The 21,637-nt window shown below is 66.7% G+C and carries 19 protein-coding genes; 11 read left to right on the top strand and 8 right to left on the bottom strand.

Translation table 11 applies throughout. The annotated features are described in order from the left end of the window. Positions 1–191 precede the first annotated feature (191 nt). Genes aceE through lpdA form a run of 3 tightly spaced genes read left to right on the top strand, consistent with a single transcriptional unit; the run spans position 192 to position 6,480 of the window. Positions 192–2,909, top strand: a complete 2,718-nt coding sequence (gene aceE, locus AC57B5_RS07680; RefSeq protein ID WP_013802222.1) for a pyruvate dehydrogenase (acetyl-transferring), homodimeric type — start codon at positions 192–194, stop codon at positions 2,907–2,909. A gap of 19 nt (positions 2,910–2,928) precedes the next feature. Next, positions 2,929–4,620 (top strand): dihydrolipoyllysine-residue acetyltransferase, encoded by a 1,692-nt coding sequence (gene aceF, locus AC57B5_RS07675; protein WP_496399176.1) that lies wholly within the window; start codon positions 2,929–2,931, stop codon positions 4,618–4,620. Between the two features lie 15 nt (positions 4,621–4,635). Further along, on the top strand, positions 4,636–6,480 hold the full coding sequence (lpdA, locus tag AC57B5_RS07670) for a dihydrolipoyl dehydrogenase (RefSeq protein ID WP_034394189.1): 1,845 nt from the start codon (positions 4,636–4,638) through the stop codon (positions 6,478–6,480). A 141-nt stretch (positions 6,481–6,621) separates the two neighbouring features. On the opposite strand, the gene AC57B5_RS07665 is transcribed toward lpdA, so the two are convergent. Next, on the bottom strand, positions 6,622–7,551 hold the full coding sequence (locus tag AC57B5_RS07665) for a LysR family transcriptional regulator (RefSeq protein WP_063325415.1): 930 nt from the start codon (positions 7,549–7,551) through the stop codon (positions 6,622–6,624). 65 nt (positions 7,552–7,616) lie between these two features. On the opposite strand from AC57B5_RS07665, the gene AC57B5_RS07660 reads away from it, so the two are divergent. Next, positions 7,617–8,234, top strand: coding sequence for a LysE family translocator (locus tag AC57B5_RS07660; protein ID WP_099751083.1), 618 nt, complete (start codon positions 7,617–7,619; stop codon positions 8,232–8,234). Between the two features lie 188 nt (positions 8,235–8,422). Here the strand turns inward: AC57B5_RS07660 and AC57B5_RS07655 are convergent, their stop codons facing one another. Further along, on the bottom strand, positions 8,423–9,139 hold the full coding sequence (locus tag AC57B5_RS07655) for a hypothetical protein (RefSeq protein WP_099751082.1): 717 nt from the start codon (positions 9,137–9,139) through the stop codon (positions 8,423–8,425). Between the two features lie 133 nt (positions 9,140–9,272). On the opposite strand from AC57B5_RS07655, the gene AC57B5_RS07650 reads away from it, so the two are divergent. Beyond that, the gene (locus tag AC57B5_RS07650; protein ID WP_496399175.1) at positions 9,273–10,538 is read left to right on the top strand and encodes an MFS transporter; all 1,266 of its coding nucleotides are present in this window, start codon (positions 9,273–9,275) and stop codon (positions 10,536–10,538) included. Here the strand turns inward: AC57B5_RS07650 and AC57B5_RS07645 are convergent, their stop codons facing one another. Next, positions 10,539–11,564, bottom strand: a complete 1,026-nt coding sequence (locus AC57B5_RS07645) for an FUSC family protein (protein ID WP_012205798.1) — start codon at positions 11,562–11,564, stop codon at positions 10,539–10,541. It abuts the gene before it with no gap. Positions 11,565–11,752: 188 nt separating this feature from the next. Then, positions 11,753–12,241, bottom strand: coding sequence for an EVE domain-containing protein (locus AC57B5_RS07640; RefSeq protein WP_034394174.1), 489 nt, complete (start codon positions 12,239–12,241; stop codon positions 11,753–11,755). A 129-nt stretch (positions 12,242–12,370) separates the two neighbouring features. Between AC57B5_RS07640 and yghU the strand changes: the two genes are divergently transcribed. Further along, a complete protein-coding gene (gene yghU, locus AC57B5_RS07635; protein ID WP_496399174.1) occupies positions 12,371–13,210 on the top strand; it encodes a glutathione-dependent disulfide-bond oxidoreductase in 840 nt (279 codons plus the stop codon). A 7-nt stretch (positions 13,211–13,217) separates the two neighbouring features. Here yghU and AC57B5_RS07630 read toward each other — a convergent pair whose 3' ends face one another. The 4 genes from AC57B5_RS07630 to AC57B5_RS07615 all read right to left on the bottom strand — a co-directional run bounded on the left by AC57B5_RS07630 (position 13,218) and on the right by AC57B5_RS07615 (position 15,045). Next, positions 13,218–13,367 (bottom strand): hypothetical protein, encoded by a 150-nt coding sequence (locus tag AC57B5_RS07630; RefSeq protein WP_496399173.1) that lies wholly within the window; start codon positions 13,365–13,367, stop codon positions 13,218–13,220. A gap of 21 nt (positions 13,368–13,388) precedes the next feature. After that, entirely contained in the window at positions 13,389–13,913 is a 525-nt protein-coding gene (locus AC57B5_RS07625; protein ID WP_496399172.1) for a hypothetical protein, read from the bottom strand. A gap of 75 nt (positions 13,914–13,988) precedes the next feature. Next, positions 13,989–14,246, bottom strand: a complete 258-nt coding sequence (locus AC57B5_RS07620) for a GlsB/YeaQ/YmgE family stress response membrane protein (RefSeq protein ID WP_012205794.1) — start codon at positions 14,244–14,246, stop codon at positions 13,989–13,991. 163 nt (positions 14,247–14,409) lie between these two features. Continuing rightward, on the bottom strand, positions 14,410–15,045 hold the full coding sequence (locus AC57B5_RS07615; protein WP_012205793.1) for a C40 family peptidase: 636 nt from the start codon (positions 15,043–15,045) through the stop codon (positions 14,410–14,412). Positions 15,046–15,240: 195 nt separating this feature from the next. On the opposite strand from AC57B5_RS07615, the gene AC57B5_RS07610 reads away from it, so the two are divergent. The 5 genes from AC57B5_RS07610 (at position 15,241) to AC57B5_RS07590 (ending at position 21,596) form a co-directional block, all read left to right on the top strand. Then, complete coding sequence (locus AC57B5_RS07610; protein ID WP_063325974.1) at positions 15,241–15,843, top strand: isochorismatase family protein; 603 nt, start codon at positions 15,241–15,243, stop codon at positions 15,841–15,843. 189 nt (positions 15,844–16,032) lie between these two features. Next, positions 16,033–16,704, top strand: coding sequence for an outer membrane protein (locus AC57B5_RS07605; RefSeq protein ID WP_099733507.1), 672 nt, complete (start codon positions 16,033–16,035; stop codon positions 16,702–16,704). A gap of 115 nt (positions 16,705–16,819) precedes the next feature. After that, positions 16,820–18,706 (top strand): propionate--CoA ligase, encoded by a 1,887-nt coding sequence (locus tag AC57B5_RS07600; RefSeq protein ID WP_496399171.1) that lies wholly within the window; start codon positions 16,820–16,822, stop codon positions 18,704–18,706. 166 nt (positions 18,707–18,872) lie between these two features. Then, positions 18,873–20,261 (top strand): phosphomannomutase/phosphoglucomutase, encoded by a 1,389-nt coding sequence (locus AC57B5_RS07595; protein ID WP_496399170.1) that lies wholly within the window; start codon positions 18,873–18,875, stop codon positions 20,259–20,261. Positions 20,262–20,276: 15 nt separating this feature from the next. After that, complete coding sequence (locus tag AC57B5_RS07590) at positions 20,277–21,596, top strand: 3-deoxy-D-manno-octulosonic acid transferase (protein ID WP_496399169.1); 1,320 nt, start codon at positions 20,277–20,279, stop codon at positions 21,594–21,596. The last annotated feature ends 41 nt before the right edge of the window (positions 21,597–21,637 follow it).

The following is a 21,637-nucleotide window of genomic DNA, read 5'->3' as shown; positions in this document are numbered from 1 at the left end:
AAAAGCACCATTTGAAATTCGAAAAAAGTATGCGACACTCGCCGAGCATTGAGGCAGTGAATCGGTATTTTCAAGTTCGCCAGACAGGGTCTGTGCCGCGCAAGGCGTGGTGAACTACCCGCCTGCGTTGGCGCGCTGCGCCGCTCACTGGTTCGACCCCAAGACGCTACCTTCTGCAAGGAGACATTCCCATGACAGCTCAGACTGACCCGCAAGGCAATGCAGGCGTTCCCGCCGGCCTGGACCAACAAGAATCGCGCGAATGGATGGACGCCCTGTCGGCCGTCATCGACCGTGAAGGCGCCGAATACGCGCACAAGCTGATCGAGGACCTGCTCGAACACGCACGCCAGAACAGCGTGGACATGCCTTTCTCGGCCAACACCGGCTATGTGAACACCATCGAGACCTCGCAGGAAGCCCGCTGTCCCGGCAACCTGGAAATCGAAGGCCGTCTGCGCGCCTACATGCGCTGGAATGCCATGGCCATGGTGGTCAAGGCCAACCGCCTGCACCCGCCCGAAGGCGGTGACCTGGGCGGCCACATCGGCTCCTTCGCTTCGCTGGCCAACATGTTCGCGGCCGGCTTCAACCATTTCTGGCACGCCGAAAACGAGAACCACGGCGGCGACTGCCTGTATATCCAGGGCCACGTATCTCCCGGCATCTATGCCCGCGCTTACCTGGAAGGCCGCATCTCCGAAGAGCAGCTGCTGAACTTCCGCCAGGAAGTGGACGGCAAGGGCCTGTCCAGCTACCCGCACCCCAAGCTGATGCCCGAGTTCTGGCAGTTCCCCACGGTGTCCATGGGCCTGGGCCCGCTGATGGCCATCTACCAGGCGCGCTTCCTCAAGTACCTGCATGCCCGTGGCATCGCCGACACCGAAAGCCGCAAGGTCTGGGTGTTCTGCGGCGACGGCGAAATGGACGAGGTCGAGTCGCTGGGCGCGATCTCGCTGGCCGCGCGCGAAAAGCTGGACAACCTGATCTTCGTGATCAACTGCAACCTGCAGCGCCTGGACGGCCCGGTGCGCGGCAACGGCAAGATCATCCAGGAACTCGAGGGCGAGTTCCGTGGCTCCGGCTGGAACGTCATCAAGCTGCTGTGGGGCAAGGGCTGGGACGAGCTGCTGGCCAAGGACAAGGACGGCGTGCTCAAGAAGATCATGGCCGAGTGCAATGACGGCGACTACCAGTCGTTCAAGGCCAATGACGGCGCCTACGTGCGCAAGAACTTCTTCGGCCGCGATCCGCGCGCGCTGAAGATGGTCGAGCACATGAGCGACGACGAGATCTGGAACCTGCGCCGTGGCGGCCACGATTCGCAGAAGGTCTACGCTGCCTTCCACGCCGCCAATTCGCACAAGGGCCAGCCCACCGTGCTGCTGGTCAAGACCGTCAAGGGCTTCGGCATGGGCAAGATCGGTGAAGGCAAGAACACCGTTCACCAGACCAAGAAGCTGGGCGACGAGGACATCAAGGCCTTCCGCGACCGTTTCAACATTCCCATTCCCGACAGCCAGATCGCCGACCTGCCTTTCTACAAGCCGGCCGACGACACCCCGGAAATGCGCTACCTGCACGAGCGCCGCAAGGCGCTGGGCGGCTACCTGCCGCACCGCCGCGTGAAGGCCAGCGAGCAATTCACGGCACCGGCGCTGGATACCTTCAAGGCCATCCTTGAAGCCACGCCCGAAGGCCGTGAGATCTCGACCACCCAGGCCTATGTGCGCTTCCTCACGCAGCTGCTGCGCGACAAGGAAATCGGCCCGCGCGTCGTGCCCATCCTGGTGGACGAGGCACGTACCTTCGGCATGGAAGGCCTGTTCCGCCAGATCGGCATCTACAACCCCGCTGGACAGCAGTACACCCCGGTCGACAAGGACCAGGTGATGTACTACCGCGAGGACAAGGCCGGCCAGATCCTGCAGGAAGGCATCAACGAAGCCGGCGGCATGAGCAGCTGGATCGCGGCAGCCACGAGCTACAGCACGAGCAACCGGATCATGATCCCGTTCTACGTGTACTACTCGATGTTCGGCTTCCAGCGCATCGGTGACCTGGCCTGGGCGGCCGGCGACATGCAGGCGCGCGGTTTCCTGCTGGGCGGCACTTCGGGCCGCACCACGCTGAACGGCGAAGGCCTGCAGCACGAAGACGGCCACAGCCACATCCTGGCCAACACCATTCCCAACTGCGTGAGCTACGACCCGACCTTCGCCCACGAAGTCGCCGTGATCATGCAGGACGGCCTGCGCCGCATGGTGCAGAACCAGGAAAACGTCTTCTACTACATCACGCTGCTCAACGAGAACTACGCCATGCCCGGCCTCACGCCCGGCACCGAGCAGCAGATCATCAAGGGCATGTACCTGTGCAAGCCCGGCCAGAAGGTGCCGGAAAGCGGCCTGCGCGTGCAACTGCTGGGTTCGGGCACCATCCTGCGCGAATCCTTCTTCGCCCAGGAACTGCTGCTGGCCGACTGGGGCATTGCCGCCGACGTGTGGAGCTGCCCGAGCTTCAATGAGCTCACCCGCGACGGCCAGGACGCCGACCGCTGGAACCTGCTGCATCCGCTGGACACCCAGAAGGTGCCCTTCGTCACGCAGCAGCTGCAGTCGCACAATGGCCCGGTGATCGCATCCACCGACTACATGAAGGCCTACGCCGAGCAGATCCGCCCCTACATGCCCAAGGGCCGCACCTACAAGGTGCTGGGCACCGACGGCTTCGGCCGCTCGGACTTCCGCCGCAAGCTGCGCGAGCACTTCGAAGTGGATCGCCACTACATCGTGGTTGCCGCACTGCGCGCGCTGGCCGAAGAAGGCAAGATCAACGCCACCACCGTGGCCGAAGCGATCGCCAAGTACGGCATCAAGGCCGACAAGATCAACCCGCTGCACGCTTGAGTAAGAACGGGAGACACATATGGCATTGGTAGAAATTCAAGTCCCCGATATCGGTGATTTCGACGAAGTTGCTGTGATCGAAGTGCTGGTCAAGGCCGGCGATCAGATCAAGGCCGAGCAATCGCTGATCACAGTGGAGTCCGATAAGGCCTCCATGGAGATCCCCTCCAGCCACGCTGGCGTGCTCAAGGAGCTGCGCGTCAACATGGGCGACAAGGTCAAGCAGGGCAGCATCATTGCCGTGGTCGAGTCGGCGGAAGCCGCTGCCCCGGCACCTGCAGCCGCCGCACCGGCCCCCGCCGCTGCAGCCCCGGCCCCGGTGGCTGCGCCTGCACCGGCCACTGCTCCCGCTGCCGCGCCTGCGGCCTCGGGCGCCGCCACGCAGATCGACATCAAGATTCCCGACATTGGCGACTTCAAGGACGTGGCCGTGATCGAGATGCTGGTCAAGGTCGGCGACACCGTGACGGCCGAGCAATCGCTGTTCACCGTCGAGTCCGACAAGGCCTCGATGGAAATCCCGTCGCCAGCGGCCGGCACCATCACGGCGCTGACGCTCAAGATCGGTGACACGGTCAACGTGGGCGACGTGGTCGGCCAGATGAGCGTGCAGGGCGCTGCCGCGCCTGCAGCCCAGGCTGCGGCCCCGGCACCCGCTGCTGCAGCCCCTGCACCGGCAACTGCTGCCCCGGCCGCTGCAGCTCCGGTGTCTGCCGCTGCAGCATCGGCTCCCGCCGCTGCGCCTGCGCACAACCCGACCGTGGCGCCCACGGGCAAGCTGCCCCATGCATCGCCCTCGGTACGCAAGTTCGCCCGCGAGCTGGGTGTGCCGCTGGACGAGGTCAAGGGCTCGGGCAACAAGGGCCGCATCACGGCCGACGACATCCAGGCTTTCACCAAGTCCGTCATGGCGGGTGCCGTGCAGACCAAGGCCCAGGCCGCGACCGCCCCCAAGGGTGGCTCCGGCGGCGGCGCAGGCCTGGACCTGCTGCCCTGGCCCAAGGTGGACTTCGCCAAGTTCGGCCCGGTCGAGCGCAAGGACCTGTCGCGCATCAAGAAGATCAGCGGCGCCAACCTGTCGCGCAACTGGGTCATGATCCCGCACGTCACCAACAATGACGAGGCCGACATCACCGACCTGGAAGCCTTCCGTGTCTCCACCAACAAGGAGAACGAGAAGAGCGGCGTCAAGGTGACCATGCTGGCCTTCGTGATCAAGGCGGTGGTTGCGGCGCTCAAGAAGTTCCCCGAGTTCAATGCCTCGCTGGACGGCGACACCCTGGTCTACAAGCAGTACTTCCACGTCGGCTTTGCGGCCGACACGCCCAATGGCCTGGTGGTCCCCGTGCTGCGCGATGCCGACAAGAAGGGCATCCTGCAGATCAGCCAGGAAATGGGCGAGCTGGCCAAGAAGGCCCGCGACGGCAAGCTCGGCGCTGCCGACATGCAGGGCGGCTGCTTCTCGATCTCGTCGCTGGGTGGCATCGGTGGCACGAACTTCACCCCCATCATCAACGCCCCCGAAGTGGCCATCCTCGGCCTGTCCAAGGGCCAGATGAAGCCGGTGTGGGATGGCAAGCAATTCGTGCCGCGCCTGACGCTGCCGCTGTCGCTGTCCTATGACCACCGTGTCATCGACGGTGCCTCGGCCGCGCGCTTCAATGCCTTCCTGGGCCAAGTGCTGGCGGACTACCGCCGCATCCTGCTGTAAACGGAGGCCCGACACATGGCAATCATCGACATCAAGGTGCCCGACATCGGCGACTTCGCCGAAGTGGGCGTGATCGAACTGCTGGTCCAGCCCGGTGACACCGTCGCCAAGGACCAGTCCCTGATCACCGTGGAGTCCGACAAGGCCTCCATGGAGATCCCCTCCAGCCATGCCGGCGTGGTCAAGGAACTCAAGGTCAAGATCGGCGACAAGATCGCCGAAGGCGGCCTGATCCTGACGCTGGAGGCCGCTGGCGAAGCGGCCGCCGCACCCCAGGCGGCAGCACCGGCCCCTGCAGCGGCGGCTCCGGCGCCTGCCGCTGCAGCGCCCGCAGCATCGGCTCCCGCTCCGGCCGCAGCCAGCTATGCCGGTGGCGCGGCCGATTACGACTGCGACGTGGTCGTGCTCGGCGGCGGTCCTGGCGGCTACTCGGCAGCCTTCCGTGCGGCCGATCTGGGCCTGAATGTGGTCATCGTCGAGCGCTACAAGAGCCTGGGCGGCGTCTGCCTGAACGTGGGCTGCATCCCGTCCAAGGCACTGCTGCACGTGGCCGCCGTGGTGGACGAGGTCAAGCACCTGGAGGTGGCCGGCGTCAAGTTCGGCGCGCCCGAGGTCAACATCGACCAGCTGCGCGGACACAAGGACAAGGTCATCGGCAAGCTGACCGGCGGCCTGGGCCAGATGGCTAAGATGCGCAAGGTCACCGTGGTGCGCGGCTACGGCAACTTCGTCGGCGCCAACCACCTTGAGGTGGAAGAGACCACGGGCGACGGCCAGGAAAAGACCGGCAGCAAGAAGATCGTGCAGTTCAAGCGCGCCATCATTGCTGCCGGCAGCCAGGCCGTGCACCTGCCCTTCATGCCCAAGGACCCGCGCGTGGTGGACTCCACCGGCGCGCTGGACCTGGCCAGCGTGCCCAAACGCATGCTGATCCTGGGCGGCGGCATCATCGGCCTGGAAATGGGCACCGTCTACTCCACGCTGGGCGCACGCCTGGACGTGGTGGAGATGATGGACGGCCTCATGCAGGGCGCCGACCGCGACCTGGTCAAGGTCTGGCAGAAGATGAACGCGCCGCGCTTCGACAACATCATGGTCAACACCAAGACCGTGGGTGCCGAAGCCACGCCCGAAGGCATCAAGGTCAGCTTTGCGCCTGCCAAGGACGGCATCACCGTGCCCGAGCCCCAGGTCTACGACCTGGTGCTGCAGGCCGTGGGCCGCACACCCAACGGCAAGAAGATCGCTGCCGAGAAGGCCGGCGTGGCCGTCACGGACCGCGGCTTCATCGAAGTCGATATCCAGATGCGCACCAATGTGCCCCACATCTTCGCCATCGGCGACGTGGTGGGCCAGCCCATGCTGGCGCACAAGGCTGTGCACGAGGCCCATGTGGCCGCCGAAGTCATCGCCGGTGAACTGCAGGGCAACAAGGAGCTGGCTGCCAGCGCCTTCAACGCCCGCGTGATCCCCAGCGTGGCCTACACTGACCCGGAAGTGGCGTGGGTGGGCCTGACCGAGGACCAGGCCAAGGCCCAGGGCATCAAGGTCAAAAAGGGTGTCTTCCCCTGGACGGCTTCGGGCCGCGCCATTGCCAATGGCCGCGACGAAGGCGTTACCAAGCTGCTGTTCGACGACAGCCCCGAGGCGCACGGCCATGGCCGCATCCTGGGTGGCGGCATCGTCGGCACGCATGCGGGCGACATGATTGGCGAGATTGCGCTGGCCATCGAAATGGGTGCCGACGCCGTGGACATCGGCAAGACCATCCATCCTCACCCCACGCTGGGCGAAAGCCTGGGCATGGCGGCCGAGGTGGCGCACGGCTCCTGCACGGACCTGCCGCCGCAGCGCAAGTAAGCGCAAGGCCTGGCGTTCAGGCCAGGCAAGAACAGAAAGGCAGCTTCGGCTGCCTTTCTGCTTTGGGATACGCAGATAAGGACACAGACATCAGCCCGGAAACCGGTCCAGACACAGGCACGGCAAAGAGGGCAGACCTGTTCAGGCCTGGGCGCGCAGCCACTGCAGCAATTGGTCGTGCACGCCATCTGGCGTGGGCGGAGCGGGGGACAGCAGGCAGTAGCGCGAACCGTCCTCGACAAAGCCCATGGGCGCTGCCAGCACGCCGTTGGCGATGTCGTCGCGCACCAGTTGCCAGGGTCCGATGGCCAGTCCCATGCCTGCCACGGCGGCCTGCAGGCTGAAATAGAAATGGTCGAACTGCAGCTGGGATCCCGACGGCGGCGGCTGGCCGCTGTGCTCTGCCCAGGTGGACCAGGCCCCCGGGCGGGTGCGGCTTTGCAGCAAGGGCGCCTCCGGGCGCAGCCCGGTGGCATGCCCCTCGTCGGAGCGCGTGCACCACTGCGCCAGCCGCTCGGGCCGGCAGACCGGGCCTATGCGCTCGGCAAACAGGGTCTCGGCATGACAGCCCGCTGGCGGAGAGAAGTCATCGCGCCGTATGGCCAGATCGATGCCGTCCGCGAAAGAGAAAGGCCCGCCGCCCGCCATCAGGTGCAGCTGCAACTCGGGATGCTGTTCCTGGAACTGGGGCCAGCGCGGGATCAGCCAGCGCATGAGCAAGGTGGGCTCGCAGGACAGCACCCAGCGGCGCGCCTGCTGCGCGCGCGAGCGCAACTCCTGCGTGGCCTGGCGCATGCGCTCCAGGCCTTCGTGCACGGCCTGGGCCAGGTGGCGGCCTGCCTCGGTCAGGAAGACGCGGCGGCTGCGGCGGTCAAACAGGGTCACGCCCAGATCGTCCTCCAGCAGGCGCACGGCCCGGCTGATGGCGCCATGGGTCAGGTGCAACTCTTCTGCCGCCTTGCTGAAGTTCTCCCGCCGGGCGGCCGCTTCGAAGCAACGCAAGGCCTGCAGCGACGGCAGCCGCTTGCTCGGGGTATGTGAGTTGAGTTCACCAACTGTGTCAGAAAACATCGTTATGCATTTTCATGGAAGGCCAATACTATCCGGCGCGTTGCATTGAATCGAATGGATAACCGATGACCGAATGGATAGCTGTAGTCACCATTACCTTGCTGGCCGTCATCAGCCCAGGGGCGGATTTCGCCATGGTCACACGCAACAGCCTGCTGCGCTCGCGCCGCGCGGGCCTGCTCACGGCGCTGGGCATTGGCCTGGGAGTGCTGGTCCATGTCGGCTATACCTTGCTCGGGGTCGGACTGCTCATGCAGCAGTCCACCTGGTTGTTCGACGTGGTCAAGCTGCTGGGTGCAGCCTATCTGATCTATCTGGGCGTGACCATGCTGCGCAGCCGCCCGGAGGGCGATTTGCCCAACCAGCCCGTGGCCGCGCTCTCCGACATGGCGGCACTGCGCACGGGCTTTCTGACGAATGCGCTCAATCCCAAGACCACGGTGTTCGTGGTCAGCCTGTTCCTGCAGATCGTGGGACAGGACACGCCGCTGGCCACGCAGCTGGCATATGGCGGATTCATCTCGCTGGCCCATGTGGCGTGGTTCTGCATCGTGGCGCTGTGCTTTTCGGCTCAGCGGGTGCGTGCGCGGCTGCTGGCCGTGCGGCATTGGATAGACAGGGCCTTTGGCGGCATGTTGGTGGGGTTTGGTTTGCTGCTGGCAACGGCCAAGCTGCGGCTGTGATGTGGTGATGGTCTGACAGGAATTGGTGGGGGAGGACGGGCAAGCAGGCGGCTGCTGCCCGGCATGCGAGGCCTGCGGGGTGCCATCTGGTACCTCGCAGGCTTGGCTGTTTCTGGCGAGTGTCATGTTCGCCCGGCAAGCGGGCCGGCGTCCCAGTGGCTTGCGGTTCGACCCGGCACGGCAGGTGTTCATGGTGGGGGCGTGCCATCGTCTCCATGGTGAATGCCGGCGCCAAGGCCTGCTCCCATGCCCAGGCCGCCCATGCCTGCGGCGCCCATTCCTGCGCCGGCACCGCCGCCACCGCCGCCGCCACCGCCCTTGCTCGAAGCGCCGGATTCCGCGCCACCTTTGCGCGCCCCGCCCGCCGTGCCGCCCGGACGCGTGGGGCCCTGGTTGGGAACGCGCAGGCTGTCGGGGATCGGCTCCAGATCCAGCGCTTCGCGGATGAAGGCGCGCAGCGAAGTGACGAGTGCCGCAGTCTCGACAGGCTGGCCTGCCACCATGTCCTGGGCCGCCTGGGCGGCCATGCGCACCTGGTCTTGCGTCCCGAGCAAGATGACATCGGACAGCGCGGCTTCCACCGCATCGCGAATGCGCCGTTGGCGCTCGCTGCCAAAAGCTGGTGGTGCATCGGTGTCGGCATCGTCGGCGGCGGGCCTGCGCAGATCGCGCAGGTGCAGGGGATTCACATGCAGCGTGCCCGTGAAGGAGCCGCCCAGCGTCTTGTAGGCGGCGATAAGCGACTTCAGGCGTTCGTTGATCTGGCGGTTTTCACGCTCGCGCCGCTTTTGCACGGTCTGCATGAACAGCAGGCGAATGCCCATCATCAGGCAGGTGACCAGCAGCAGGCCCAACACCGTGGACAGCAGCGAAGACCAGGAGCTGAAATCTAGTGATGAGCGCATGCGCAAGGCCTCGGGGGTTGATCCAGGCCTTCAGTGTGCCTCCATACAGACGGGTCGGCGGGTAAGAAGAGTGCTGTTTGCAGGCGCCGCTTGGCCTATGCTTTCGATACTTCACACATCAGCGACAGGGCGCATGGCATGCGCCCCCGGGAGACAGCATCCAGTGAAAACAACGAAGCAGGGGGTGCATCCCTCATGGATCGTCGTGGCGGCCGGCGTCAGCGCGGCTCTGCATGTAGGCAAGCTGCCGCCGGCTGTGCCGGTGCTGCAGCAGCAATTGGGCCTGTCCCTGCTGCAGGCCGGCTTTCTGCTTTCCACCGTGCAGGTGGCCGGCATGGTGCTGGGCCTGGTGGTGGGTCTGGGTGCAGACCGCTGGGGGCTGCGGCGCAGCATGCTGGCAGGCCTGCTGCTGATGGCGGGTGCCAGCGCCCTTGGCGCCACCGCTACGGGGTTCGCAGCGCTGCTGGCCTTGCGTGCCGTGGAGGGACTGGGCTTTTTGCTGGTGGCCATGCCGGGGCCGGGTCTGATCCGGCGCTGCGTGGCGCCAAGCGATCTGAGCGCGCGCATGGGCTGGTGGGGCACCTATATGCCGTTGGGCAGTGCCATCGGCTTGCTGCTGGGGCCGTGGGTGATGGCCTGGGCATCCTGGCCCGCATGGTGGTTGCTGTTGGGGCTGATCTCGGCACTCGCATGGGTCGCCGTCTGGTGTGGCGTGCCGGCAGACAGGCCGGTGCCCCTTGGCGCGTCGGTGGCGGGCGGTGGCTGGCGTCCTCGCCTGGCGTTGACCCTGCGCAGCCCCGGACCGTGGTGCGTGGCTGTGGCCTTTGCCGTGTATTCAGGGCAGTGGATGGCCGTCATCGGCTTTCTCCCCACGGTCTATGCCGAGGCGGGCCTGGGCGCCGCATTGTCGGGGACGCTGACGGCCGTGGTGGCGCTGGCCAACATGGTGGGCAATGTGGCCTCGGGCCGTTTGCTCCAAGGCGGCTGGAGCGCTACGCGCGCCTTGCGCCTGGGCTTTGGCTGCATGGCGGCGTGTGCGCTGCTGGCCTATCTGCAATGGCAGGGGCAACCGCTGGCGCCGTTGTGGCTGCGCTTTGTGGCGGTGGTGTTGTTTTCGGCGGCGGGCGGGCTGATCCCGGGCACGCTGTTTTCCATGGCAGTGCGGCTGGCCCCCGATGAGTCCACGGTATCGACCACGGTGGGTTTCATGCAGCAATGGTCCAGCGTGGGGCAGTTTGCAGGCCCGCCCCTGGTGGCGGCCGTGGCCGTGCAGGCGGGGGGATGGCAGTGGACCTGGGTGGTGACGGCGGCCATGTGCGCCATGGGCTGGTGGCTGGCTGGCGCGATCGGGCGCATCAGCGGTGCGGCTGCAGCGCCGCGCGGGCGCGCTGCAGTCTGATCACGCGTCGCGCGAGCCTATCAACGCCTTCAGGGCCTCTTCCATCTGCTGCGCATGGTCCAGCGCGGGCAGCCAGGCCTGGGGTACCGGCTGGGCGGGTGCCTGGGGAGCGGATGCGGCCAGTTGGGCCAGGGCGTCATCGGGCTGCAGGGCCACCACGTTGCCGTTGGCGGACAGCTGGCGGCAGGCATCGACCAGCCATTCACAGTGCAGCACGATGGCGCGCGGCATGAGGCCACTGTCATGCGACATGCCGCGCACCAGGCTTTCGCCCAGCAGCAGTGCGCTGGCATACAGGCGCACGGCGTGGCGGTCATAGCGCCCGGTGATGGTCTGCAGCCCCGCGCCACCCAGGCGGCCGCGCAGGGACCAGCGGCTGGCGCTTTGCGCCTCCACCATGGCTGCGCGCAGTGCGCTCAGCGCATCGCTGCTGCGCGTGAGCTGGCCCAGCGCGACGGTGGCATCGGGCGTGTCGTGGGTGGCGGTGGCACGCAGGGTGGCTTCCAGCCCCTCGGCCAGCTGGCCCAGCAAGGCGCTTGCCGAGCGCGACACGGCGCGCAGCGGATTGGCCGTGAAGATCACCTGGCTGAACATCAGGCCGACACCGGCGCCCACCAGTACATCAACCAGCCGGGTCTCGCCCGCGGCGCTCGGCCCCATGCTCAGCACCAGCACGACGGAGACGCCCGCCTGTATCGGGACGACCGGCGGCTGCCCGAGCATGGCGGCCAGAGACAGGGCGACCAGCGAGGCCAGACTCAGCCGCAGCAGCGGAATGGTGTCGGGCAGCAGCCAGGCCAGTTCGCCGACGATGATGCCGATGGCGCAGCCCAGCACCAGACCCCAGGTCTGCTTGAGGTGGCTGGGCAGTCCGGGCGCCAGGCAGACCAGGGCGGTGACGGCGGCAAAGACGGGTTTGGGGTGGCCGAGCAGGTAGTGGGACAGCTCCCAGGCCAGCATCGCACCCAGGGAGGCGGCGATGGCGTCGCGCAGCGCCAGCCGCAGGCGGCCGGGCGCAGCGGCCATGCCGCTCTTGGGAGTTCCAGGGGGTGTTTTTGCTTTTGCTTTTCGCCAACGCACGAAGATTCTCCCTCCAGCATGCGAAATCCAGGTTCGCAAATGCCCAAAAGCATAGCGGCCGGTGCAGGTCCGGCGTGCAGGAGAGAAGCTTCTTGCTTGTAAGAAAGCAGCCCGCGGCGGAGCGGGCCGGCAGGTCAGGCGGGTTGGAGCAGGCCTTCGATGAAGGCCCATTCCTCGGGCGTGACCGGCGTGATCGACAGGCGGTTGCCCTTTTGCAGTACACGCATGCCGGCAAGCTCGGGATGCTCGCGCAGCTCGGCGATCTGCAGCGTGCGTGTCTTGCGCAGCGCCTGCACGTCCAGCGTGAGCCAGCGTGGCTTGTCGGGCGAGGACTTGGGGTCGTAGTAGGGACTGCGCGGGTCGAACTGCGAGGCATCGACGCGCAGGTTGCCTGCAATGCGGGCGATGCCGTAGATGCCGGGCTCGGCGCAACTGGAGTGCCAATACAGCACCCCATCGCCCACCTGCATGGCATCGCGCATGAAGTTGCGCGCCTGGTAGTTGCGCACACCGTCCCAGGCGATGGTGGCCTGCGGCGCGGCCAGCGCGTGGTCTATGGAGAATTCGTCGGGCTCGTTCTTCATGAGCCAGAACTGGCGGGCGGAGGTGGGGGCGGCAGTCATGCCGCGATTGTGGCAAATCCCCGGGCGCCGTGGCGGCGTTCCGCGCACGCCGGCAAGAGCGCGCCGGTGACGGGACAATCACTTTCAGCCGGGCACCTCTCCCCAGCCCGCGAACCACAGGAATCCTGCATGACCGACAGCTCCACCTATGTCCCGCCCGCCGTATGGCAGCCAGCGCCTTCGGGCGGCACCTTTGCCAACATCAACCGCCCGGTCGCCGGTCCCACCCATGACAAGGCATTGCCGGTGGGGCAGCAGCCGCTGCAGCTGTATTCGCTGGCCACGCCCAACGGCGTGAAGGTCACCATCATGCTGGAGGAGCTGCTGGCGCTTGGCCATGCCGGCGCGGAGTACGACGCGTGGCTGATCCGCATCAGCGAAGGCGACCAGTTCTCCAGCGGCTTTGTCGAGGTCAATCCCAATTCCAAGATCCCGGCGCTGGTGGACCGCAGCGTCGAGCCGCCGGTGCGCGTGTTCGAGTCAGGCTCCATCCTGCTGTACCTGGCCGAGAAGTTTGGTGCGCTGCTGCCTGCCGAGCCCGCTGCGCGCACCGAGACGTTGAACTGGCTGTTCTGGCAGATGGGGTCGGCACCTTACCTTGGCGGCGGTTTCGGGCATTTCTATGCCTATGCGCCCGAGAAGTTCGAGTACCCCATCAACCGCTTCACCATGGAGACCAAGCGCCAGCTCGATGTGCTTGATCGCCAGCTGTCCCTGCACCCGTTCATTGCAGGGGCCAACTACAGCATTGCCGACATCGCCATCTGGCCCTGGTATGGGGCCCTGGTGCTCAACGAGGTGTATGGCGCGGCCGAGTTCCTGTCAGCCCATGAATACACGCATGTCATGCGCTGGGCCAGGGAGATTGCCCAAAGGCCGGCCGTGCTGCGCGGCCGCCGCGTGAACCGTACCTGGGGAGATGAAGCCACCCAGGTGCCCGAGCGCCACCAGGCGTCGGACCTGGGCTGATAGCCGTCTACTGGGAGCGGCCCCAGGGGCCGCGATCGGGCTGGCGCCAGAAGCGCGGGCGCTTGCCGGAAGGCTCGGGGGCGGGCTCGGCCTCGCGCCCGTCCTTGTCGGTCCTGTCGGCCTTGCCAGCCTTGTCGGCCTTGTTGGCCTTTTCCAATTGCTGACCTGTCTGCTCGACCTAGCGCGCCGTGCGATCCAGCCGCGAGGGAATGTCGAGTTCTGCATGCTCGACCACACGAATGCAGTCCTGGATATGCCGCTCGCCCAGATAGCGCAGCGTGGCATAGCCCAGCGCTGCCGCTGCGGCCTGGCCTGCCAGCGGCACGTACTTGGCGGCCTGCGTGGCCGTCATGCGCATGCCGGCCGCGCGCGCCAGGCGCACCACCATGTCGCGCGTGATCAGCTTGCCGATCAGCACCGAGCCCACCATGGCCACGGCCTTTTGCACCTGCTCGCGCTTGCCGGGTTCCAGCTTGTCCAACTGTTCGGGTGTGAGGCCGAATTCGCGGTTGATGCGCGGCAGCAGCCGCGCCAGCAGTGCCGCATCCACCAGCCAGTCCAGGCCCGGAATGGGCAGGCTGCTGGCTGCTGCGCCGACCAGCGCACGCCGGTGCAGCAACTTGCGCGCGCTCTCGGCCGCCTGCGCCACATCTTGGCGCGGTGGTGGAGGGGGAGGGGTTTTGTCCGATGTGCGAAAGATCATGCGTGCCAGTGAAGACGGGGCAGATGTCGATCAAGAAAATGCGCCAGCCGGCGGATGCGGCTGGCGCGCAGGGGGTCAGCGTGCGCTCTTGCTGCGCACCAGACTGTAGATGAAGAGGATGACGATGGCGCCCACGATGGAGGCGATCCAGCCGGCGGGTTGCCCGGCCTCGTACCAACCCATCGCGACACCGACGTAGCTGGCAAGAAACGATCCTGCCACGCCGAGCAGGATGGTCATGATCCAGCCAAGGCTGTCATCGCCGGGTTTGAGTGCCCGCGCCAGCAAGCCAACGACCAGGCCAACGATGAGGGTACCAATCAAGGACATCATGCTTTTCTCCGAACTGAAGCTTCCATGCCGCGACTCTAGGGCCCGGCACCGGGTGGCCCTGTCGGACAGCATCTCAACCTGGGACGAAGCCAGAGCAGGGCCCTGAAAAACAAAAACGCCTGCATGTGCAGGCGTTTGTGGATTGGCGCAAAAGACGCTGCGATCACTGCAGCTGGCTTGCCTGCATCTGCAGGGCCAGAGCGGCCTTGCTGGCGTCAAGGCCCAGGCCGTCGGCGTCCTGCACGCGGCGGGCGCCATCGAAGCGGCGGGCCCAGTACGCGCTTTGCATGCTTTCCACGCGAACCTGCGCACCGGTGCGCGGTGCATGGATGAAGTTGCCGTCGCCGACATAGATGCCGACATGGCTGAAGGTGCGGCGCATGGTGTTGAAGAACACCAGATCACCGGGCTTGAGTTCGTTCTTGTCGATTTTTTCCGTGGCCTGCGCCTGCTGGTCAGCGCGGCGCGGCAGGACCTTGCCCAGGGTTTCGGAGTAGATGGCGCGGACGAAACCGCTGCAGTCGAAGCCGGTCTCGGCACTGTTGCCGCCGCGGCGGTAGGGAACGCCGATGAAGCCCATGGCGGTCACGACCAGATCGGAGGTCTTTTCGGCGACGCTTTGTCGTGCTTCCTTGACGAAGTCGGAAGTGCGTTCCGCCATGTGGTGGCGGGCTTCGCGCAGCTGCGAGATGAGGCTGCGGTTGACCAGCAGCTGGTTCATATCGTCGTCACGCATTTCGGGCGGAGCCGCGTGTGCCGTGACGCTGACAAACAGGAGTGCAATAAGCCATCGGGACATGGGGCGCGAGATTACCACGCAAAAACGTAGGACAAATTCGATAAGACCCCCGAAAGCCTGGGTTTTTGAGTTACCTCAGGAATCCGGGCTGCGCGGCAGGGAGCGCACGCAAGCTGCGACAATGGAAAGCTTTCCCTTTTGTCCTCTATAAGAAGGGCGGCCCGCGCCGCCCCATATTCCCAAGAAAGATCCGCCATGCTGCTTGAAGCCACCGACTCCCAGCTCGTACTCGTCGATTACCAGGAGCGCCTGATGCCGGCCATCTTCGAGGGACCGGCAGTTCTGGCCAATGCCGTGAAGCTGGCGCGCCTGGCGCAGCTGGTGGACGTGCCGGTCTTCGGTACCGAGCAGAACCCCTCGCGCCTGGGCGCCAACGACGCCGAACTGCGCGCGCTGTGCGACCGGACCCTGTCCAAGATGCATTTCAGCGCCGTGGCCGAGGGCCTGGGCGAGTGGCTGCGTCCTCCTGCACGGCCCCAGGGCGGCAATGCACGCAGCCTGCCCAAGCACCTACAAAAGCCCCAGCAGCAGGCGCCCGAGCGCAGCATGGTGGTGATTGCCGGCTGTGAAGCCCATGTCTGCCTGCTGCAGACGGCGCTGGAGCTGCTGGAAGATGAGTTCGATGTCTGGGTCGTCACCGACGCCTGCAGCTCGCGCACCGAGCGCAACCGCGATGCCGCCTTCGACCGCCTGGCCGGAGCAGGTGCCGAGCTGGTTACCACGGAGATGGTGGCCTTCGAGTGGCTGCGCAGCTGCGAGCATCCGGCCTTCAAGGAGCTGCTTGCTCTGGTCAAGTAAGGTACGGGTTCCTGGTTCCGCCGTCTTGGGGCGCTCTTTGGAGCGCCTTTTTTCATGGTGACCTGTCTGTTCTCGGGAGGCGGGCCGTCGCTGCACCGCGTAGTTCTACGGAGCTGCGTGCGTAGCCGGCCGAATAGGCGCGGGCAGGGCGTTTTTCTACAGTGGCGGCATTCCCCCAAGAGAGACTGTATGAAGCACGTTCTGACCTTCACCGCCCTGATCCTGACCGCCTCGGGCAGCGCTTTGGCTGCCGACCATTTCTATGGCGCCGTCCGCATCAACTCCGCCAACTACAAGGCCCACGATATGGACTCCAGCGCCCGCCCCGGCTTGGGGCAGTTCGTGCCTGGCGACGACAGTCGCCGCGCTACAGGCGGCTCTCTGGCCCTGGGTTATCAGCTCCCGTCGGACTGGCGCCTGGAAGCCGAGTACACCCTGCCCAGGAGCAACGAATTCACCAGCGGCTCCACGCGCTTTCCCACGAGTTTCAATCACCACAGCATCCGTTCTCAGCGCCTGATGATCAATGCGTACAAGGATTTCCCCCTGAACGCGCAGTTCTCCGTGTACGGCACGGCGGGCCTGGGCCTGGCCCACCTGCAGTCCAGCGGCTGGCAAGGCAATCCGAATCGCCAGTACTTCAGCGATTCCCAGAACAATCTTGCCTATGCGCTGGGCTTTGGCGTCAGCTACTCGCCGATTCAAAAGGTCAGCATCGACCTGGGCTACCGCTATGTGGGCATGGGCAAGACCCACAGCGGCGCCAACAACTTCACCAATGTCCGTGGCCTGCAGGATGAGCAGATGCGCGCCAAGCTGAGTTCCAGCGAGATCTCGGTCGGCCTGCGCTACAGCTTCTGAGTTTGAAGGGGCCTGTCTGCCCGCGCAGCGCGGAGTTGTCAGCTTTTGGCAAGCGCATTATGAATAATTATGAATTCAGAAGCCACCAATCCATGACAACGACAGGAGACAGACAATGGCCCCGCGTTTCGACGATTTCCACCGCCGCTCCATCGAGGAGCGCGATGCCTTCTGGGCCGAGCAGGCCCGCCGCATCGACTGGCATGTGCCGCCCCAGCGCATCTGCGACTACGACAATCCGCCGTTTGCAAGGTGGTTTGTCGGGGGGCAGACCAATCTCTGCCACAACGCCGTGGACCGGCACCTGGCCGAGCGCGCCGACCAGAACGCGCTGATCGCCATCTCCACCGAGACCGGCACGGAAAAGGTCTACACCTACCGCGAACTGCATGCCGAGGTGCAGCGCATGGCCGCCGTGCTGCAGTCGCTGGGCGTGCAAAAGGGCGACCGCGTCCAGATCTACATGCCCATGATTGCCGAGGCGGCCTTTGCCATGCTGGCCTGCGCGCGGCTGGGTGCCATCCATTCGGTGGTGTTCGGCGGCTTTGCCTCGGCGGCGCTGGCCTCGCGCATCGACGATGCCGAGCCCAAGGTCATCGTCAGTGCCGACGCGGGCTCGCGCGGCGGGCGCGTCGTGGCCTACAAGCCCTTGCTGGACGAGGCCCTGCAACTGGCCAGCCACAAGCCAGCGGCCGTGCTCATCGTGGACCGTGGCCTGGCGCCTGCGCCCATGCGCGCCGGCCGTGACCACGACTGGACCAGCCTGCGTGCGCTGCACGCCGACGCCCAGGTCGCCTGCACCTGGGTGGAATCCACCGACCCCAGCTACACGCTCTACACCAGCGGCACCACGGGGCGCCCCAAGGGCGTGCAGCGCGATACGGGCGGCTACACGGTGGCGCTGGCCGCCAGCATGCCGCTGATCTTCGGGGCCGAGGCAGGGCAGACTTTTTTCTGCACCAGCGACATCGGCTGGGTCGTGGGCCACAGCTACATCATCTATGCGCCGCTGATCGCAGGCATGGCCACCGTGCTCTACGAGGGCCTGCCCATACGCCCCGACGCGGGCATCTGGTGGAGCATCGTGGAGAAGTACCGGGTCACCCACATGTTCTCGGCGCCCACGGCCATCCGCGTGCTCAAGAAGCACGATGCCGAGTACCTGCGCCGCCACGATATCTCCAGCCTCAAGGCGCTGTGGCTGGCCGGCGAGCCGCTGGACGAGCCCACGGCGCAGTGGATCAGCCAGGCCCTGGGCAAGCCCATCATCGACAACTACTGGCAGACCGAGACCGGCTGGCCCATCCTCACGCTGTGCAACGGCGTGGAGCAGCAGACCACGCGCTTCGGCAGCCCCGGCAAGGCCGTCTATGGCTATGACGTGAAACTGATCGACGAGGCCACGGGCGAGGAACTGCTCGGTGCCGGGCAAAAGGGCGTGCTGGCCATCGAGGGACCGCTGCCGCCGGGCTGCATGCAGACCGTCTGGCGTGACGATCAGCGCTTCGTCAACACCTACTGGAAGAGCATTCCGGGCCGCATGGTCTACAGCACCTTCGACTGGGGCATTCGCGACGAGGACGGCTACTTCTTCATCCTGGGCCGCACGGACGACGTGATCAACGTGGCCGGCCACCGCCTGGGCACGCGCGAGATCGAGGAATGCATCTCCGCCCACCCCCAGGTGGCCGAAGTCGCCGTGGTCGGCGTGGCCGATACGCTCAAGGGCCAGGTGGCGCTGGCCTTTGCCGTGCCCCGGACGGCGCTGGAGGGCGAGGCCGAGCGCTCGGCGCTGCAGGCCGATGTGATGAAGCTGGTCGATGCACGCCTGGGCGCCGTGGCCCGGCCCTCGCGCGTGGTCTTCGTCAGTGCGCTGCCCAAGACGCGCAGCGGCAAGCTGCTGCGCCGCGCCATGCAGGCCGTGGCCGAGGGGCGCGACCCGGGCGACCTCAGCACCATGGAAGATCCGGCCGCGCTGGCCCAGGTGCAGCAGCAGCTGTGAGGCAGGGCACGCGCCGCAACCGCTTGCGGCTGGGGTGATGTGCGCCGGCGCCCCTGCCTGCCGCGCCTACAAGCCTGCCGCGCCTACAATTGCGGCTTGGGCCGCAGCCGGGCCAGGTTCCGGGCTGCGGCGCCCTGTTTTCAACCGACGAGAAAGCGTTTTCGACGTGCAGGTCGCATCTTCCATCTTCAAAGCCTATGACATCCGCGGCATCGTGCCGTCCACGCTCAACGAGGAGGTCGCGCTTGGCGTGGGCCGCGCCTTCGGCATGGCGGCCCTGGCGGCCGGCGAGACCGTGGTGGCCGTGGGACGCGATGGCCGCCTGTCGGGACCCTCGCTGTCCGCGGCGTTGATCGCCGGCCTGACCGAGGTCGGCATCGAGGTGATCGACATCGGCCTGGCCACCACCCCCATGCTGTACTACGCGGCCAGCACACTGGCGCGCTCGGGCATCCAGGTCACGGGCAGCCACAACCCCAAGGACTACAACGGCTTCAAGATGGTGCTGGCCGGCCGCGCCATCTACGGCGAGGAAATCCAGGCCCTGCGCCGCCGTGTTGAGAGCGACGACTGGACCCTGACGGGCACCGGCAGCGTGCGCCGCGCCGATGTGCAGGCCGACTACCAGGCGCGCATCGTGGGTGATGTGAAGCTGGCGCGCCCCATCAAGATCGTGGTGGACTGCGGCAACGGCGTGGCCGGTGCCTCGGCGCCCGGCATCTTCCGCGCCCTGGGCTGCGAGGTGATCGAGCTGTTCTCCGAAGTGGACGGTGAATTCCCCAACCACCATCCCGACCCCAGCAAGCCCGAGAACCTGCGCGACGTGATCGAGGCGCTGCGCACCTCGGACGCCGAGCTTGGCCTGGCCTTCGACGGTGACGGCGACCGCCTGGGCATCGTCACCAAGGACGGCCAGAACATCTTCCCCGACCGCCAGATGATGCTGTTTGCCAAGGACGTGCTCTCGCGCGTGCCGGGCGGCAGCATCGTCTACGACGTGAAATGCACGCAGCGCCTGGCGCCCGCCATCCGCGAGGCTGGGGGCGAGCCCGTGATGTTCAAGACCGGGCACTCCCTGGTCAAGGCCCGCATGAAGGAACTGGACGCGCCGCTGGGCGGCGAGATGAGCGGCCACATCTTCTTCAAGGAGCGCTGGTATGGCTTCGATGACGGCACCTATGCGGGCTGCCGCCTGCTGGAGATCGTCGGCCGCGAGGCCGACCCCAGCGCCTTGCTCAACGCGCTGCCCACCAGCTTTTCCACCCCTGAACTGAACGTGGCCTGCGCCGAGGGCGAGCCCCATCGTCTGGCCGCCGAACTGCAGGCCCTGGCCGCCGAGACCTTTGCCGCACCGGCCCAGGTCAGCACCATCGACGGCCTGCGCGTGGACTGGGCCGACGGCTTCGGCCTGATCCGCGCCAGCAACACCACGCCCGTGCTGGTGCTGCGCTTCGAGGGCCAGACCCAGGAGGCGCTGTCGCGCATCGAGGCGCAGATGCTGGCGCTGCTGGAGCGCGTCAAGCCCGGCGCGCAGGTTGGCGGCGCCGCGCACTGATTTGCGCGCCAGGCGATGACTTCACGCTCTCCCACGTCCTGGGCGCGCGCGCTGTACAGCGCCGTGACCTGGGCGGCGCAGCCGCTGCTGCGCCGCAAGCTGCTGCGCCGCGCCGAGGCCGAGCCCGTCTATGCCGAGCACATTCCCGAGCGCTTTGGCCGCTACCAGCCGGCCACGCTGGGGCAGGACGGACACGGCCGGTGGATCTGGATCCATGCCGTATCGCTGGGTGAGACGCGCGCTGCCGCCATCTTGCTGACCGCGCTGCGCGAGCGCCTGCCCGGTATGCGCCTGCTGCTGACCCATGGCACGGCCACGGGCCGCACAGAAGGCCGCCGGCTGCTGCAGTCCGGCGACCTGCAGGTCTGGCAGCCCTGGGATACCTCAGCGGCCGTGCGCCGCTTCGTGCAGCAATTCCGGCCCGCGGTCGGCGTGCTCATGGAGACCGAAGTGTGGCCCAACCTGGTCGCCATCTGCCGCGAAGAAGGCGTGCCGCTGGCGTTGGCCAACGCACGGCTCAGCGACAAATCACTGGGCCAGGCGCTGCGCGTGGCGCCGCTGGCGCGGCCCACCTATGCCGCCCTGGCCGCCGTCTGGGCGCAGACCGAGGACGATGCCCGGCGCCTGCGCCTGCTGGGTGCGCCCGTGCGCGGCGTGCTCGGCAACCTGAAATTCGATGCGCGTCCGGACGCTGCGCTGCTGGAGCGCGCCCGGCAATGGAAGTCCGGCCTGTCCCGCCCTGTGGTGCTGTTGGCCAGCAGCCGCGAGGGCGAGGAGGCCATGCTGCTGTCCGCCCTGCGCACGCTGGGGCCGGCAGGCCGGGCCGTGCAATGGCTGGTCGTGCCGCGCCATCCGCAGCGCTTTGACGAAGTGGCGGCGCTGATGGCTGGCGGCGGCCTGCATGTCTCGCGCCGCAGCCAGTGGGTGGGTGGCCCGCCCTGCGGGGCTGCGGCGGATGACATCGACATCTGGCTCGGTGATTCGTTGGGCGAGATGGCCCTGTACTACGGCCTGGCCGACGCCACGCTCATGGGCGGCAGCTTTGCGCCGCTGGGCGGCCAGAACCTCATCGAGGCCCTGGCCTGCGACTGCCCCGTGGTGCTGGGGCCGCATACCTTCAACTTCAGCGAAGCCTCGGACCTGGCCTGCGAAGCCGGCGCCGCGCTGCGGGCGCCCGACATGGCACATGGACTGCGCCTGGCCGTGGACCTGGCCGGGGACCGCCAGTCCCACGCCCATGCCGTGGCCCAGGCGCGCGGCTTCCTGGACCAGCACCGCGGGGCCGCACAGGCCACGGCGCAGGCGGTGGCCGGGCTGTTGCAGTCGCTCGCCTGATCGTCCTGTGCCAGGGGGCGGGCAGGCAAGACTGCGCAGCA

The organism is Delftia sp. BGA-UO-ETr-SB1 (genome assembly GCF_059567865.1).
Note: the sequence above shows the minus strand (reverse complement) of the source record. Positions and strands in the feature narration are given on the sequence as shown.

Coding starts and splice junctions, on each gene's coding strand:
- AC57B5_RS07605 (WP_099733507.1), top strand. CDS start 16,033: ATGAAGCACGTTCTGACCTTCACCGCCCTGATCCTGACCGCCTCGGGC.
- yghU (WP_496399174.1), top strand. CDS start 12,371: ATGACCGACAGCTCCACCTATGTCCCGCCCGCCGTATGGCAGCCAGCG.
- AC57B5_RS07625 (WP_496399172.1), bottom strand. CDS start 13,913: ATGATCTTTCGCACATCGGACAAAACCCCTCCCCCTCCACCACCGCGC.
- AC57B5_RS07665 (WP_063325415.1), bottom strand. CDS start 7,551: ATGTTTTCTGACACAGTTGGTGAACTCAACTCACATACCCCGAGCAAG.
- AC57B5_RS07645 (WP_012205798.1), bottom strand. CDS start 11,564: ATGGCCGCTGCGCCCGGCCGCCTGCGGCTGGCGCTGCGCGACGCCATC.
- AC57B5_RS07650 (WP_496399175.1), top strand. CDS start 9,273: ATGGCATGCGCCCCCGGGAGACAGCATCCAGTGAAAACAACGAAGCAG.
- aceF (WP_496399176.1), top strand. CDS start 2,929: ATGGCATTGGTAGAAATTCAAGTCCCCGATATCGGTGATTTCGACGAA.
- AC57B5_RS07655 (WP_099751082.1), bottom strand. CDS start 9,139: ATGCGCTCATCACTAGATTTCAGCTCCTGGTCTTCGCTGCTGTCCACG.
- AC57B5_RS07660 (WP_099751083.1), top strand. CDS start 7,617: ATGACCGAATGGATAGCTGTAGTCACCATTACCTTGCTGGCCGTCATC.
- aceE (WP_013802222.1), top strand. CDS start 192: ATGACAGCTCAGACTGACCCGCAAGGCAATGCAGGCGTTCCCGCCGGC.
- AC57B5_RS07615 (WP_012205793.1), bottom strand. CDS start 15,045: ATGTCCCGATGGCTTATTGCACTCCTGTTTGTCAGCGTCACGGCACAC.
- AC57B5_RS07600 (WP_496399171.1), top strand. CDS start 16,820: ATGGCCCCGCGTTTCGACGATTTCCACCGCCGCTCCATCGAGGAGCGC.
- AC57B5_RS07640 (WP_034394174.1), bottom strand. CDS start 12,241: ATGACTGCCGCCCCCACCTCCGCCCGCCAGTTCTGGCTCATGAAGAAC.
- AC57B5_RS07610 (WP_063325974.1), top strand. CDS start 15,241: ATGCTGCTTGAAGCCACCGACTCCCAGCTCGTACTCGTCGATTACCAG.
- AC57B5_RS07590 (WP_496399169.1), top strand. CDS start 20,277: ATGACTTCACGCTCTCCCACGTCCTGGGCGCGCGCGCTGTACAGCGCC.
- AC57B5_RS07620 (WP_012205794.1), bottom strand. CDS start 14,246: ATGATGTCCTTGATTGGTACCCTCATCGTTGGCCTGGTCGTTGGCTTG.
- lpdA (WP_034394189.1), top strand. CDS start 4,636: ATGGCAATCATCGACATCAAGGTGCCCGACATCGGCGACTTCGCCGAA.